The sequence below is a fragment of the Pelagibius sp. 7325 genome (genome assembly GCF_037652055.1).
GTDB lineage: Bacteria > Pseudomonadota > Alphaproteobacteria > Kiloniellales > Kiloniellaceae > Pelagibius.
The window spans coordinates 435,270-449,399 of record NZ_JBBKAH010000002.1 but is presented as its reverse complement, the minus strand read 5'-3'; the positions used below and the strand labels follow the sequence as shown (position 1 = coordinate 449,399).

Genomic DNA, 14,130 nt, shown 5'->3' with positions numbered 1-14,130 from the left:
GCGGCGCCCCGGCTCACGCCGCTATTGCGACGGCGCGTTGAAGGTGTCGCAGGCGGCCATCGTTCCTTGTTCCAGGCCTCGGCTGAACCAGTGCTGGCGCTGTGCGGAGGTGCCGTGGGTGAAGGAATCGGGCGTTACCTGGCCGCGCGCCTGGCGCTGCAGAGTGTCGTCACCGATCGCGCTGGCGGCGCCCAGTGCTTCCTCGACATCGCCGGCCTCCAGAATGCCCTTCGTCGCGTCGGCGTGATGGGCCCAGACGCCGGCCAGGCAGTCGGCCTGCAACTCGAGCATGACGGAAAGCGCATTGGCCTCCGCCTCCGGGCGGCTGCGTTGGGCGGCATGGACTTGCTCGCTGATGCCCAGCAGGGTCTGCACGTGGTGGCCGACCTCATGGGCGATGACGTAGGCCTGGGCGAAGTCGCCCGGTGCGCCGAAGCGATCGCGCAGGGTGCGGAAGAAACCGAGATCCAGGTAGACCTTGCGGTCGCCCGGGCAATAGAAGGGACCGACGGCGGAGCCGGCGAAGCCGCAGGCGGAATCGACGCCGCCGTTGAACAGCACCAGTGCCGGTTCCTGGTAGTCCCCGTTGACCTCCTGGCGGAACTGCGCATGCCAGACGTCCTCAGTGTCGGCCAGCACCACGGCGACGAAGTCGCGCAGCGGATCGTCGGGGGCGCCCGTCGAGGAGGAGGAGGAGGAAGGATAGGGGGCAGGACCGCTGCCGGAGTTCTGTCCACCGGTCAGCAGCATGCTGGGGTCGAATCCCATCAGCAGGGCGATGACGATGAAGGCGACAAGGCCAAGGCCGCCAATGCCGGCACCGCGGCGTCCGCCACGCCCGCTGGGAATGCGGATGCGCCCCAGGCCGCCACCCAGGCTGCGGCCGAAGCCGCCGCCGAAGCCGCCCCCGCGGCGATCCTCGATGTTGGAACTCTCGCGACGCCCGCGCCATCTCATGGCCCAATCTCCTCGCAATGTCCCCGCTGCCACCATATTTTGGCACAGGCCGCGCCCGTGCGTCGGATGTTTTCTTTAGGTGATCCCGGTCGCGACACCCACCGTGGCAAAGGCGCGCGCGCAAGCGCGAAACAGGATGCGGGCTGATCTACTGCCCGCGCGGGGGCGCGCCGGGCCGCGCCGTACTCTGGCGCACCACCAGGCGGGCTTCCAGCGAGACGTGGTCGCGTGCCGGGCGGCCTTCGATACGGGCGACGAGGTAGTCGCCGGCCAGCGTGCAGATCTCCTCCACCGGCACGTGGATGGTGGTCAGCGCGGGAGAGATGTTGGCCGCCAACTCGATGTCGTCGAAGCCGGCGACGGAAAGGTCGCCCGGCACCGTGAGGCCCGACTGCTGCGCCTCCAGCATGACGCCGATGGCCAGGAGATCGTTGCCGCCGATGACGGCGCTCGGGCGCGGGCCCGGCGCCGACAGCAAGGCCCGCAGGCCGTCGCGTCCGTCGCTGACCGAATAGGGGCGCTCGACGACGCGGCCGGGCGGGAGTTCGAGCCCGCGTGCTTTCAGCGCCGCCTTCACCCCCTTGATGCGGTTCAGCGCACGATCGTTGCCGGCGGTAACGCCGGCAACCATGGCGATGTCGCGGTGGCCGAGCTCCAGCAGGTAGTCGGCGAGGTGGCGCCCGGCCTGCTCGTTGTTGAAGCCGCAGCAGGGGTGCGGCGCCTGGGCGTCGTAGATCCAGGTGTTGATGTAGGCGATGCCCTTGCGCTGCAGCAGGGCGTAGACCTCCGGCAGGTGGCTGTCGCCCTGCAGCATGATGGCGTCGATGCCGCGCTCCACCATGGTGCGCACCTGCTTCAGTTCACGCGCCGGCTCGTAGTTGGAGGAGGCGACCAGCAGGCCGTAGCCGGACTGTTCAAGGCGGTGCTCCAGCGCCTGGATGCCGCGCGCGAAGATCGGATTGTCGAGGGCGGCGGTGACCGCGCCAACGGTACGCGAGCGGCGCGATGCCAGCGCGCGCGCGGCGGCGTGCGGCACGTAACCGAGCGCGGCGACCGCCGCGCTGACCCGCGCCTCGGTCTCGCGGTTCACCTTGCCCTGGGCATTCAGCACCCGGCTCACCGTGGCGGTTGATACCCCGGCGCGCTCGGCGACGTCTTTCAGGGTCGCACTCGGCCGGTCGTTGCGCTTGGCGCGGCTTTGCGGGACCCGGTCCGCTCCGGCGGGCGCCGGCGGCGGCGCCTTCTTTGGGGTCACTTTCTGTAAGCGCTTGCTCAAAATCTGCTCCCGACCTTCACCGTCCGCTGGCCGCACGGTGTCCGGACGATACCGGGCCGTATCCCGCCTCATGCCCGGGTTGTGCCCATATTTTAGCAACACATGAATGGGGTCAACCAATCAGGCCGCGCCGCGGTCGTGATTCTCAGTTGACAGGACCGGGCCGTCTTTCGGTACACTGCCTTCAATAATGTAAGCGCTTACCCGATCCGGGCCGGCTGGCCGGGGCGGGTCGGCGCCACGATAAAGACAACAACGGGTGCGCTCCGGGCGCGGCTTCCCACTCAGGGAGCCGCGCGGGGACGAGCCCGACGGGAACGGGAAATGCCGAAGCGCCCCCTCCAAACGCCGGCCCGGAAGCCGGTGGCGGATCCGCGGTCCGCGCGCCGCGCGCGCCTGCTGATGGCGGTCTGCGCGCTGCTTTTCCTTCTGTTCTGCCTCAACGTGCTGCTCGGCAAGGCGCGCATCAGCTTCGGACTGGATCTGCCCTTCCTGCTGCGCGACGTGCCGGAGTTTCTGCTGCTGCTCAGCGCCGCGCTGTTCTTCACCCTGGCGACGCTGGCGCGCGAGAAGGCGGTGGGCAGCCGCGACGGATCCGCCGACGAAGACGTCTGAAAACCATAACAACCGACAAGACTAAAGGGAGGACCTGAGATGAACGACAAGACCGAAACGAAGACGGTCAGCCAGCCGGAGCGCCGGGAGTTCTTCCGTGCCGCCAAGCGCTATGGCGCAACCACGGCGCTGGTGGCCCTCGGCGCCAACAGCCTGATGAGCGACGCCGCCCTCGCGCAGACCGCGGAGGAGGAGAAGGAACGCCAGGCCGCGGCCAAGGAAACCATGACCATCGCGACGGAGTACCGCATCGGTACCACGCGATCGTATCCCGTCATGCAGCTGAACGTGAAGGAGAACATCCAGAACGTCTCGAACGGCCAGATCTACGTGAAACTCTCCCCGGGCGGCCAGCTCGGCGTCGGCACGAAGCTGGCGGAGAAGGTGCAGGCCGGCACCGTGCAGGCCGGACAGTTCTCGCTGTCCAACTTCTCGCCTTTCGCGCCGGCGGTGGATCTCATCAACATCCCTTACTGGGTCGGTCCGAACCAGAAGTTCGTGAACCTGGTGACGTCCGAGGCCTGGAAGACCGAGGTGAACAGCCGCGTCGAAGCCAAGGGCTTCACGCCCCTGTTTTATTTCTGCATCGACCCGCGCACCATGGCGATCCGTCAGGGCGTGAATGGGCCGATCAAGACGCCGGGCGACCTCGCGGGCATGAAGGTCCGCGTGCCGGGTTCGAAGATCCTGCAGCAGTTCTATCAGCTTGCCGGCGCCAACCCGACGCCGGTTGCCTGGGGCGAGACGCCCGCGGCGATCAAGCAGGGTGTCGCCGATGCCCTCGACCCCTCGATCGGTGCGCTCTACGCCTTCGGATTCAAGGACATCCTCTCCTGGGTCACCTTCAACGCCCCGGTGCCGGACAGCCAAGTCTATGCCGCCAATACGCAGTGGCTGCAGGGACTCTCCGGCGAGCTGCGCGAGGCCATCGCGCACGCCAGCCACATCACCTTCCTGCAGAACCTCTCCCAGGTGCCGGCTTCGCGCGCCTATGCGATGGCCGAGATGGCCAAGGCCGGCGTGCAGTTCTACGTGCCGACGGCAGACGAGATCGCCGCCTGGGGGGAGGCCTGCGGCCACCAGCGCCCGGAGTGGGACAGCTGGAAGAAGGATCTTGCCGGCTCGATGGAGACCTTCGACAAGCTGCTCGAGGCGGCTAACACGGCGAGCCCCTATTTCGTCCACGACGTCTAGGGCGGGAGCCATCGCGTCGGGCGGGGGCGGCTTGGCGCCGCGCCCGCCCGATGCATCAGAACGACAGCGGGACATACCATGCGTGACGCCGTGAAATGGCTGGACGAGAACGGGGAGCGTGTGCTGCTGCTCTTTCTCTACAGCTTCATCGTGCTGGTCATCGCCATCGAGGTCATCAGGCGCTTCGTGCTGATGTACTCATCGGTGTGGGGTGAGGAGACCGCACGCTTCGCCTTCATCTACCTGGTGTGGATCGGCGCCGCCGTGGCGGTGCGCGACCGCGCGCACATTCGCATCGACGTCATCACCCACATGCTGCCGCCGCGCGGCGCCGCGCTGATCTACCTGCTGTCCGACATCCTCACGGTGGCGCTGGCCTGCCTCGCAATCTACTGGTCGCTCGACCCTGTGCTGGTCTCGTGGCAGTACGGCAACGTGACCGATGGACTGCGCATCATCCGGGTCTGGTTCCTCCTCGCCGTGCCCGTCGGCTTCACCATCATGCTGCTGCGCCTCGGCCAGTCGATCCGGCGCGACATCGACGACCTGCGCTACGGCCGCCCGCACTTCACCGGCCGCCGGCTGTTCGACTGAAAGGTTCCCCAAGCGACATGTACCAGCTCTACGGCATCCCAGAGGCGTCGACCGAGTTCGGCTGGGAGGTTGGCCTGCCGCTGCTCGCCATCGTGGTGTTGCTGTGCCTCGCTGTGCCGGTATGGGTGGCGCTCGGCTTCGGCGCCATCGGTCTTCTGGTGATGACCGACGTCATGCCGCTCACGCTCTTCGGCGAGGCGCTGTTTTCCGGCATCGACACCTTCGCGCTCATCGCCATTCCGTTGTTCATCCTGACCGGCGACGTGCTGGCGCGCTCCGGCCTCTCGGACAAGCTGCTCGACGTCGCCGAGGCGACCATGGGCAGCCTGAAGAGCGGCTTTGGCACCTCGACCATCCTCGGCTGCGGTTTCTTCGCCTGCATCTCCGGCTCCGACGCCGCCGGCGCTGCGGCGGTCGGCCGCATCACCTATGCCCGGCTGGTGAAGGCCGGCTACCCCAGGCCCTACGCCTGTGCGCTGGTCGCCTCCGGCGCCTGCACCGGCATCCTCATTCCGCCGTCGATCGCCTACATCATCATCGGCCTCATCCTCGGCATCTCCGCTTCGACGCTGTTCCTCGCCGCGGCAATTCCCGGCGTGATGATCATGGTCTCGATCATGCTGACCAACATCGTCATCAACCGGCGCAAAGGCTACGAGTTCTCCGACGTGAAGTTCTCGTTCAAGCGCTGGGTCAAGGCGGTGTGGAGCGGCAAGTACGCGCTGATGATCCCCTTCATCATCCTGGGCGGCATCTACTCCGGCGTCTTCACCCCGACCGAGGCGGCGGCTGTCGCGGTGGTTACCACCATCGTCATCGGCCTGCTGCAGGGCACGCTGACGCTCGACGACTTCCCCAAGATGCTGCTCAGCTCGGCGAAGGTGAACGGCGTCATCGTGCCGATCATCGCCTTCGCCCTGCCGCTGGCCCAGGCCCTGGCGGCGCTGGAGGTGCCGCAGACCTTCGTGCAGGCGATCACCGCCTTCACCGAGGACCCGACCCTTATCATCCTCCTCATGCTGGGCATCTTCATCCTCGCCGGCTGCGTCATGGAGACGACCCCCAACATCGTCATCCTGGCGCCGATCATGCTGCCGCTGGCCGAAAACATCGGGATGAACGAGATCCACTTCTGCATCTTCATGGTGACGGCGCTGGGGGTCGGTTTCGTCACGCCGCCCCTGGGCCTCAATCTCTTCGTCCTGGCGGGCCTCACCGGCGAGCCGGTGATGGGCATCGCCCGCCAGGCGGTGCCCTACGTGATCGCCATGCTGGCGGTGGTGCTGCTGCTCGCCTTCGTGCCGGCGCTCTCGCTCTGGGCCCTCGGCTGAGCGCAACTTGCGCAACCGTTTACCGCACCTGGACTACATGAATCCACTTGTCTCCCCAAGCCCCTCAGGGCATTTTATGTAAACGTTTACATAATTCGCAGAGACCGCACGGGACATCCGAGATGGCGACCGAATACCTGAAGAAGGCCAGCAGGCAGCCGACCAGCGGCGAAGCTGACACCCGCCGCATCGTCGGCGAGATTCTGGAGAACATCCGCGAGGGCGGCGAGAAGCGGGTGCGCCGCTATGCCGCCGATTTCGACAAGTGGGAAGGCGACATCCTGGTCGGCCGTGACGCCATTGAAGCCGCCGCCGCCAAGGTGCCTGCGCGCCTCAAGGCGGATATCGACTTCGCCTACCAACGGGTGCGCGACTTCGCCCGGCGCCAGCGCGACTCGGTGACGGATTTCGAGGCCGAGCTGTCGCCCGGGCTCTTCGCCGGCCAGCGCCTCATTCCGGTGAAGACGGCGGGCTGCTACGTCCCGGGCGGGCGTTATGCCCACGTCGCCTCGGCCATCATGTCGATCGCCACTGCCAAGGTCGCCGGGGTCGAGAACATCGTAGCCTGCTCGGTGCCGACCGCCGGGCACGGCGGCATCCATCCCGGCATCCTCTACACCATGGATCTCTGCGGTGCCGATCACATCCTGAACCTGGGCGGTGTGCAGGGCATCGCCGCCATGGCCTACGGCCTCTTCACCGGCCATCCCGCCGACATCCTGGTGGGGCCGGGCAACCGCTTCGTGGCCGAGGCCAAGCGCATGCTGTTCGGCCAGGTCGGCATCGACCTCTTCGCCGGGCCCACCGAGATCCTGGTGATCGCCGACCACACGGCGGATCCGCGCATCGTCGCGTCCGACCTGGCCGGCCAGGCCGAGCACGGTCCCGACTCGCCGGCGTGGCTGGTGACGCTGGACCGCAAGCTGGCCGAAGACGTCATGGCACTGATGCCGGAAGTCATCGCGACCCTGCCGGAGACCCAGCGCAACGCCGCCACCGCGGCCTGGCGCGACTACGGCGAGGTGGTGCTCTGCGAGACGCGGGAGGAGGCCTGCGTGGTCTCCGACCGCTACGCGCCGGAGCACCTGGAAGTGCAGGCTGAAGACCTCGACTGGTGGCTGCAGCATCTCGCCAATTACGGCTCGCTGTTCCTCGGCGAGGAGACCACCGTGGCGTTCGGCGACAAATGCTCCGGCACCAACCACATCCTGCCGACCAAGGGCGCCGGGCGCTACACCGGCGGCCTCTCGGTGCACAAGTTCATCAAGACCGTGACCTACCAGCGCATGACCCGCGAGGCCAACCGCGAGGTGGCGCAGGTTACCGCGCGGATTTCCCGCCTGGAAGGCATGGAGGCGCATGCGCGCACCGGCGACGATCGCCTCGCCAAGTACTTCCCTGACGAAGACTTCGATACGGCCGCCGCGTGAGGGGAGCAGCATGAAGGGCTCGCGCGACTTGTTCGATCTGACGGGACGCGTGGCGCTGGTCACCGGCGGCTCCAGCGGTATCGGCCGGCGCATGGGGCAGGCCTTGGCCGGCGCCGGCGCCGCGGTGGTGCTGGTCGCCCGCCGCGCGCCGCAGCTGGCCGACGCCGTGGCGGCGGTGAAGGCGGCCGGCGGCACGGCGGCGGGCCTCGCGCGCGATCTCTCCAACCCAGACGAAATGGATGCCTTGGCGGCCGAGGCGGCGGAGAGCTTCGGTGCACCGGATATCCTGGTGAACGCGGCGGGGGTAAACCTGCGCGAGGCGCCGGAGGCGATCACCCCGGAGTCATGGCACAAGACGCTGACGCTGAACCTCACCATTCCCTTTTTTCTGGCGCGCGCCTGCGTGCCCGGCATGCAAGCCAAGGGCGGCGGTCGCATCCTCAACATCGCCTCGCTGCAGTCCGAGCGCGCGATGCCCAACGGCATGGCCTATGGCGCCTCCAAGGGTGGCGTGGCGCAGCTGACCCGCGCCATGGCGGAGGCCTGGTCCGCCGGCGGCATCACCGCCAATGCCGTGGCGCCCGGTTTCTTCCCCACCGAGCTTACCGGGCCGGTGTTCCAGGATGAAACGCGGGCGGCCGGGCTGGCGGCGCAGACCGCCATCGGGCGCAACGGGCGGCTGGAGGACCTGGACGGTATCACCGTGTTCCTGGCCTCGGCGGCGGCCGCTTACATCACCGGCCAGGTCATCTACGTGGACGGCGGTTTCACCGCGAAATGATCGGCGGTTTCACCGCGAAATGAAGGCGCTCCAATGAAAGCACTCGTCTACACCGGCCCCGGCACGCTGGATTACCGCGAGGTCGAAGACCCGCGGCCGCTGACGGGCGAATCCCTGCTGAAGGTGGAGGCCTGCTGCATCTGCGGCTCCGACATGCACGCCTTCCACGGCAAGGACGAGCGCCGCAAGCCGCCGCTCATCCTCGGCCACGAAGCCGTCGGCACGGTGATCGAGGGAGCACGCAGGGGTCGCCGCGTCGTGATCAATCCGCTGGTCTCCTGCGGGACCTGCAAGCACTGCCGCGAGGGGCGCGGAAATCTCTGCGGCAAGCGGCAGATGATGTCGATGAACCGGCCCGGCAGCTTCGCCGAACTGGTGACGGCGCCCGACGGCAACGTGCTGGAGGTGCCCGAGGGACTGTCGCCGGTCCATGCGGCGCTCACCGAACCTGCCGCCACCGCCTGGCACGGCGTGGTGACGGCGGCGCGCGCGCTGCACCGTCCCTTGGCGGAGGCCCGCGCGCTGGTCATCGGCGGCGGCGCCATCGGGCTGCTGTCGGCGCTGACGCTGCGCGCCTTCGGTTGTGCCGGCCTGCGCGTGGCGGAAACCAATCCGCTGCGCCGGCAAACCGTGGCGGCGGAGGGCTTCGAGGTCTTCGACCCGACGGCGGCGGAGCCCGGTGAGGGCAGCGCCGAGCTGGTGATGGACGCGGTCGGCTATGAGGGTACCCGCGCGGCCGCCACGCGCTGGGTGGCGCCCGGCGGCGTCATCCTGCACATCGGCCTCGGCGACAACGTCGGCGGGCTCGATATTCGCAAGATGACCCTGCAGGAGGTCACCTTCATCGGCACCTACACCTATACCATGTCCGACTTCGCGAGCGCCCTCGCGGCCTTGGCCGAAGGGCGCCTCGGCGCACTGGGCTGGGTGGAGCGCCGTCCGCTCGAGAGCGGGCTCGCTGCCTTCCAGGATCTCGACGGCGGCCGGGTGGCGGCGGCCAAGATCGCGCTGGAGCCGGCCCTCTAATAGGGAATGCGCTGGCCGTCCCAGGCGAAGAGCCCGCCGGAATGGCCGGGCGACAGGCCGTCGAGGACATCCAGCAGCTGCCCGGCGGCGCGCGCCGGCGTGAACAGCTTTTCCTGCGGCACCTGGGTCTGGAACGGCCGCGAGAGGTCGGTGTCTACCGTCCCGGGGTGCAGCGCGACGCAGAGCGCGCGGTCGTTGCGCCGGGCCAGCTCCACCGCCAGGGTGCGCACCAGCATGTTGAGGGCGGCCTTGGAGGCGCGGTAGGCATGCCAGCCGCCGAGGCGGTTGTCGGCGATGCTGCCGACCCGTGCCGACAGCACGGCGAAGGCCGCCTTGCGGTCGTCGGCCAGCAGCGGCAGGAAGTGCTTGGCGGCCAATGCCGGGCCGATGGTGTTCACGGTGAAGGCGCGCTGCAGCGTGTCGGCACTGAGCGCGCGCCAAGACTTCTCCGGCTGCAGGTCTTTGCCGTGCAGCACCCCGGAGGCAACGATGACGAGATGCAGCGGCCCGGCCGCCGCCTTCACGGCCGTCGCGGCACGCGCGATGGACTCCTCGTCCTCCAGGTCGATGCCCTGCCAGGTCGTCTTCGGGCAGTCAGGTGCCAGCGGGCGGCGCGAGAGGGCGAACACGCGGTCGACGGCGGGCGCACGCTCCAGCGCGGCGGCGAAGGCACCGCCGATGCCGCCGGAAGCGCCGATGACCACGGTGGAGAGCCCGACTCCGAAGGAGGCGAGCGCGGGCGCGGCCAAGCTGTCGCCGGGCGGGTTGAACATCGTCGTCTGCCAGTTGCGTTTGCCAGAGCTGCGATGGCGGCGCGTTGATTCGGAGCGCCGCCGTGCTACCTCATGGCTTGTAGGATAATCTGGGAAGGAATTTCCCGAAGTCCATGCCTGAAGCTCATGGTGGAGCCTAGAATGACCCTTTCGCCAATCGCTCTTGCGCGCACGACCGTCCTAAGGGGGGTTCTGGTGTTTTCGCTTCTTTCGCTCTTCGCTGGTCCGGCGGCGGCGGGCTTGGCGCCGTCGGCGCATGATTTCAGCTTCACCGCCATCGAGGGGGATCCGCTGCCGCTTTCCAAGTACAAGGGAAAGGTGGTGCTGCTGGTGAACACGGCCTCGCTCTGCGGCTTCACCCCGCAGTACGACGATCTGCAGGCGGTTTGGGAACGCTACCGCGAGCGCGGCCTGGTGGTGCTGGGCGTGCCGTCGAACGACTTCGGCGGACAGGAGCCGGGCAGCGCGTCGGAGATCAAAGAGTTCTGCGAGGTGAATTTCAGCATCGACTTTCCGCTGACCACCAAGGAACACGTGGTCGGCGACGCCGCGCATCCTTTCTACCGCTGGGCGGCAGAGCAGCTCGGGTTCGCTGCCAAGCCGCGCTGGAATTTCCACAAGTACCTCATCGGACCGGATGGCCAGATCGCCGACTGGTTCTCCACCGTCACCAAGCCCACCGCGCCCAAGGTAACCGAGGCCATCGAGGCGCAGCTCGCCAAGGTGACGCCCGACAGCTAGTGCGCCAGCGCGGCGTCCAGCAGGCAGGCCGCCGCAGCCTTGGCTTCCGCTGCCGCCTCGGGGCGCCCTTCGATCTGGGCCGTGACGATGGCCCCTTCCTTCAGGATCAGCAGCTGGCGCGCCAGCAGGCCGGGGTCGCGGGCGCCCGCCTCGGAGGCAAGTCCGTGCAGGTGTTCGAACAGCAGCGCCTTGTGGGCGGCGGCCTGGGCGTGGATGGGGTCCTGGGCCTCCTGGTATTCGGAGGCCGCCTTCACGAACATGCAGCCGCGGAAGCCGGGTTCGGCAAACCACTCGGCCAGCGCGTCGAACAGGCCGACCAGCTGCTCGCGCGGCGTCTTGCCGAGCGCCGCCATCCGGTGGAACAGCCAGTCGCGGAACTGCGCATCGCGCAGCCTCAGCGCCGCCAGGATCAGGTCTTCCTTGCTGCGGAAGTGCTTGTACATGGAGGTCTTGGAAATCCCCGTTTCCTCGACCAGGCGGTCCATGCCGGTGGCGTGAAAGCCATGGGCGTAGAAGGTCTTCAGGGCCTTGCCGACCAGTTCGTCCCGTTTCGTCGGGCGCATGGTTTCCCCCGTTGGTTTGCCGGCCGGGATTATAGCCGAGGACACGCTGGCGTGTCGCTTGACAAAGTTTACCGATCTGTTCACTTTATCACAAACTGTACCGATCAGTAAACCGAGGCGCCGCGAGAAGGAGATCCCTCATGAGCCAGCTCTCTGCCCAGAAACCCCCGCTGCCGCCCTTCACCGAGGAAACCGCGATCCGGAAGGTCCGCATGGCCGAGGACGCCTGGAACAGCCGCGATCCCGAGCGGGTTTCGCTGGCCTATACCGTCGACAGCCGGTGGCGGAATCGGGCGGAGTTTCCGGTGGGCCGGGCGCAGATCGTCGAGTTCCTCACCCGCAAGTGGGCCCGCGAACTCGACTACCGCCTGATCAAAGAGCTCTGGACCTTTGCCGGCAACCGCATTGCCGTGCGCTTTGCTTACGAGTGGCGCGACGACAGCGGCCAGTGGTTTCGCTCCTACGGCAACGAGAACTGGGAGTTCGACGAGAACGGCTTGATGCAGCGGCGCTTCGCCTCCATCAACGACAAGCCGATCGCCGAAGCGGAGCGCAAGTACTTCTGGCCTCAGGGCCCGCGCCCCGCCGATCATCCGGGGCTGTCCGACCTCGGGCTTTAGGGCGGGCGTTGCGGCGAGTTTCGGCGCGCCTATACTGGCGCGCATGAGCGACCCTGCGGAATCGGCCGTCAAGAAGAAGGACCCACTGCTGCCCGTCGACGACGACGCGCGGCGCCTGGCCAAGGACCTGCTGCGCCGGGCGCGGCACGGCGCCCTGGCGACCCTCGATCCCGCCGACGGCATGCCGCTGGCCACGCGCACGGCGCTGGCGACCGACATGGACGGCGCGCCGGTGTTCCTGACCTCGACGCTCTCGACGCACACCCAGGCCCTCCTGGCCGATGCGCGCTGCTCTCTGCTGGTGGGGGAGCCCGGCAAGGGCGACCCGCTGGCCCATCCGCGCCTGACAATCAGCGGCAGGGCGCGGCGCATCGCCGGCCCGGACGCGGGCGGCGATCCCGCGCGCGAGCGCCTGAAGCGGCGCTACCTGGCGCGTCACCCGAAGGCGGAACTGTACGTCGACTTTGCGGACTTCGGCTTCTGGCGCCTGGAGATCCAGCGCGCCAGCCTCAACGGCGGCTTCGGGCGCGCCTACGGGATGGCGCCGGCCGATGTGCTCAGCGATATGGGCGGCCTGGAAGCGCTGATGGATTTCGAGGGCGGTGCGGTCGCCCACATGAACGAAGACCATGCCGACGCGGTGGCACTCTACGCCCGCGCCTTCTGCCAGGCCGAGGCCGGCCCCTGGCGCCTCGCGGGGCTCGATCCCGAAGGCCTCGATCTGGTGTTCGGCGACCGCGTGGAGCGGCTGTGGTTCGACACGCCGCTCACGTCGCCGCAGGAGATGCGGCCGCGGCTGGTGCAACTCGCCAAGGACGCCCGCGCGGCGCTGGGCATCGCCTGATCTACTTCGCGAAGACCATGGTGATCTCCGGGAACAGCAGCACCATCGCCAGCACGAGGAGCTGAATGGCGATGAACGGCAGGAAGCCGCGGAAGATGTCCGGCAGCGTGATGTGCGGCGGCGCCACCGATTTCAGGTAAAAGGCGGCGGGGCCGAACGGCGGGCTGAGGAAGCTCACCTGCATGTTCACGCAGAACAGGATGCCGAACCACACGGCGACGAAGCCGGGCGCGGCGGCAAGGCCGCCGGTGAGGCCCAGTTCCTCGACAGGCAGCTTCAGCACGATCGGCAGGAAGACCGGCATGACCAGCAGCACGATGCCGACCCAGTCCATGATGGCGCCCAGGAACAGGAAGATCAGCATCATGACCAGCAGGATGCCGAAGGTCGGCAGGTCGGCGCCGACGATCAGGTTGGCGACGTAGGTCGGCCCGCCGGCGATCGAATAGGCGCCGGCGAGCGCGGTGGCGCCGAAGGTGATCCACAGGATCGTGCCGGTCGACTTGTAGGTGCGCATGAGGGCGTCGAGGAACAGGCGCCAGGACAGCTCGCCGCGCAGGGTGATCAGCAGCAGAACCGCCACCACGCCCATGCCGGCGGCCTCGGTGATGCCGGTGATGCCGCCGTAGATCGATCCCAGGACGACGAAGACGATCAGCAGCGGCGGCACCAGGCCGGGCAGCGCGCGCAGCTTGTCCGCGAAGGTCACGCTCTCGCCGCCCGGGGGCAGCGGCGCCTGTTCCGGATGCAGCCGGGTGCGGATGATGATGTAGATGATGTAGCAGCCGCCCAGGATGAAGCCGGGCACGAAGGCGGCCTGGAACAGCGCGTAGATCGATGTCTCGGTGACCAGGCCGTAGATGATCAGCACGATCGAGGGCGGGATCATGGTGCCGAGGCTGCCCGAGGCGCAGATCGTGCCGATGGCCAGGTTCTGGTTGTAGCCCAGTCGCAGCATGTTGGGCAGCGCGATGAGGCCCAGCAGCACGATCTCGCCGCCGATGATGCCGGACATCGCCGCCATGATGATCGCCATGATCGCGGTGACAATGGCGATGCCGCCGCGCGTGCGGCTGAGCCAGACGTTCAGGCTGTCGAACATGTCGCGCGCGATGTTCGATCTTTCCAGCAGACAGGCCATGAAAATGAACAGCGGCACGGATATCAGCACGTAGTCGGTCATCAAGCCGTACATGCGCTGTGCGAGGATATTCAGGGGGCCGGTGCCGAAGGAGCGGAACAGCAGGTCCGGGCCGAACTTCATCATCAGGACGGCGAGCGCGAGGAAGCCGGAGGCGAAGCCCAACGGCATGCCGATCGCGAGCAGGACGAAAATCCCGATCAGCAGGATCAGCGAGATCGTTCCGATATCCATGAAAGGCAGT

Annotated in this window: 15 protein-coding genes; 10 read left to right on the top strand and 5 right to left on the bottom strand. The window is 67.8% G+C overall.

The genetic code is table 11. The features are described 5' to 3' along the window. Window positions 1-21: 21 nt before the first annotated feature. Both WDC82_RS04130 and WDC82_RS04125 read right to left on the bottom strand, forming a co-directional pair. A complete protein-coding gene (locus WDC82_RS04130; protein ID WP_340115988.1) occupies window positions 22-957 on the bottom strand; it encodes a neutral zinc metallopeptidase in 936 nt (311 codons plus the stop codon). A gap of 148 nt (window positions 958-1,105) precedes the next feature. After that, window positions 1,106-2,212, bottom strand: a complete 1,107-nt coding sequence (locus WDC82_RS04125; protein WP_340115987.1) for a substrate-binding domain-containing protein — start codon at window positions 2,210-2,212, stop codon at window positions 1,106-1,108. 345 nt (window positions 2,213-2,557) lie between these two features. Between WDC82_RS04125 and WDC82_RS04120 the strand changes: the two genes are divergently transcribed. From WDC82_RS04120 to WDC82_RS04090, 7 genes are all read left to right on the top strand, one after another. Further along, entirely contained in the window at window positions 2,558-2,848 is a 291-nt protein-coding gene (locus WDC82_RS04120) for a hypothetical protein (RefSeq protein ID WP_340115986.1), read from the top strand. A 39-nt stretch (window positions 2,849-2,887) separates the two neighbouring features. Then, the gene (locus WDC82_RS04115) at window positions 2,888-4,042 is read left to right on the top strand and encodes a TRAP transporter substrate-binding protein (protein ID WP_340115985.1); all 1,155 of its coding nucleotides are present in this window, start codon (window positions 2,888-2,890) and stop codon (window positions 4,040-4,042) included. 78 nt (window positions 4,043-4,120) lie between these two features. Continuing rightward, entirely contained in the window at window positions 4,121-4,636 is a 516-nt protein-coding gene (locus WDC82_RS04110) for a TRAP transporter small permease (RefSeq protein WP_340115984.1), read from the top strand. Between the two features lie 17 nt (window positions 4,637-4,653). Continuing rightward, a complete protein-coding gene (locus WDC82_RS04105) occupies window positions 4,654-5,967 on the top strand; it encodes a TRAP transporter large permease (RefSeq protein ID WP_340115983.1) in 1,314 nt (437 codons plus the stop codon). A 122-nt stretch (window positions 5,968-6,089) separates the two neighbouring features. Then, window positions 6,090-7,397, top strand: a complete 1,308-nt coding sequence (gene hisD / locus WDC82_RS04100; protein WP_340115982.1) for a histidinol dehydrogenase — start codon at window positions 6,090-6,092, stop codon at window positions 7,395-7,397. A gap of 10 nt (window positions 7,398-7,407) precedes the next feature. After that, complete coding sequence (locus WDC82_RS04095) at window positions 7,408-8,178, top strand: SDR family oxidoreductase (RefSeq protein WP_340115981.1); 771 nt, start codon at window positions 7,408-7,410, stop codon at window positions 8,176-8,178. Window positions 8,179-8,211: 33 nt separating this feature from the next. Beyond that, on the top strand, window positions 8,212-9,204 hold the full coding sequence (locus WDC82_RS04090; RefSeq protein ID WP_340115980.1) for an alcohol dehydrogenase catalytic domain-containing protein: 993 nt from the start codon (window positions 8,212-8,214) through the stop codon (window positions 9,202-9,204). On the opposite strand, the gene WDC82_RS04085 is transcribed toward WDC82_RS04090, so the two are convergent. Then, the gene (locus WDC82_RS04085; RefSeq protein WP_340115979.1) at window positions 9,201-9,977 is read right to left on the bottom strand and encodes an SDR family NAD(P)-dependent oxidoreductase; all 777 of its coding nucleotides are present in this window, start codon (window positions 9,975-9,977) and stop codon (window positions 9,201-9,203) included. The two genes, WDC82_RS04090 and WDC82_RS04085, sit on opposite strands and share 4 nt — an antisense overlap. Before the next feature lie 141 nt (window positions 9,978-10,118). Between WDC82_RS04085 and WDC82_RS04080 the strand changes: the two genes are divergently transcribed. Then, window positions 10,119-10,718 (top strand): glutathione peroxidase, encoded by a 600-nt coding sequence (locus WDC82_RS04080; protein ID WP_370661526.1) that lies wholly within the window; start codon window positions 10,119-10,121, stop codon window positions 10,716-10,718. On the opposite strand, the gene WDC82_RS04075 is transcribed toward WDC82_RS04080, so the two are convergent. Then, window positions 10,715-11,281: a TetR family transcriptional regulator gene (locus WDC82_RS04075; protein WP_340115977.1), complete on the bottom strand. Its 567-nt coding sequence runs from the start codon at window positions 11,279-11,281 to the stop codon at window positions 10,715-10,717. The two genes, WDC82_RS04080 and WDC82_RS04075, sit on opposite strands and share 4 nt — an antisense overlap. Window positions 11,282-11,421: 140 nt before the next feature. Here WDC82_RS04075 and WDC82_RS04070 point away from each other — a divergent pair, with 140 nt between their 5' ends. Beyond that, window positions 11,422-11,901 (top strand): nuclear transport factor 2 family protein, encoded by a 480-nt coding sequence (locus WDC82_RS04070; protein WP_340115976.1) that lies wholly within the window; start codon window positions 11,422-11,424, stop codon window positions 11,899-11,901. 43 nt (window positions 11,902-11,944) lie between these two features. Next, window positions 11,945-12,745, top strand: a complete 801-nt coding sequence (locus WDC82_RS04065) for a DUF2470 domain-containing protein (RefSeq protein WP_340115975.1) — start codon at window positions 11,945-11,947, stop codon at window positions 12,743-12,745. Between the two features lies 1 nt (window position 12,746). Here WDC82_RS04065 and WDC82_RS04060 read toward each other — a convergent pair whose 3' ends face one another. Beyond that, window positions 12,747-14,120, bottom strand: a complete 1,374-nt coding sequence (locus WDC82_RS04060; RefSeq protein WP_340115974.1) for a TRAP transporter large permease subunit — start codon at window positions 14,118-14,120, stop codon at window positions 12,747-12,749. Window positions 14,121-14,130: the final 10 nt, after the last annotated feature.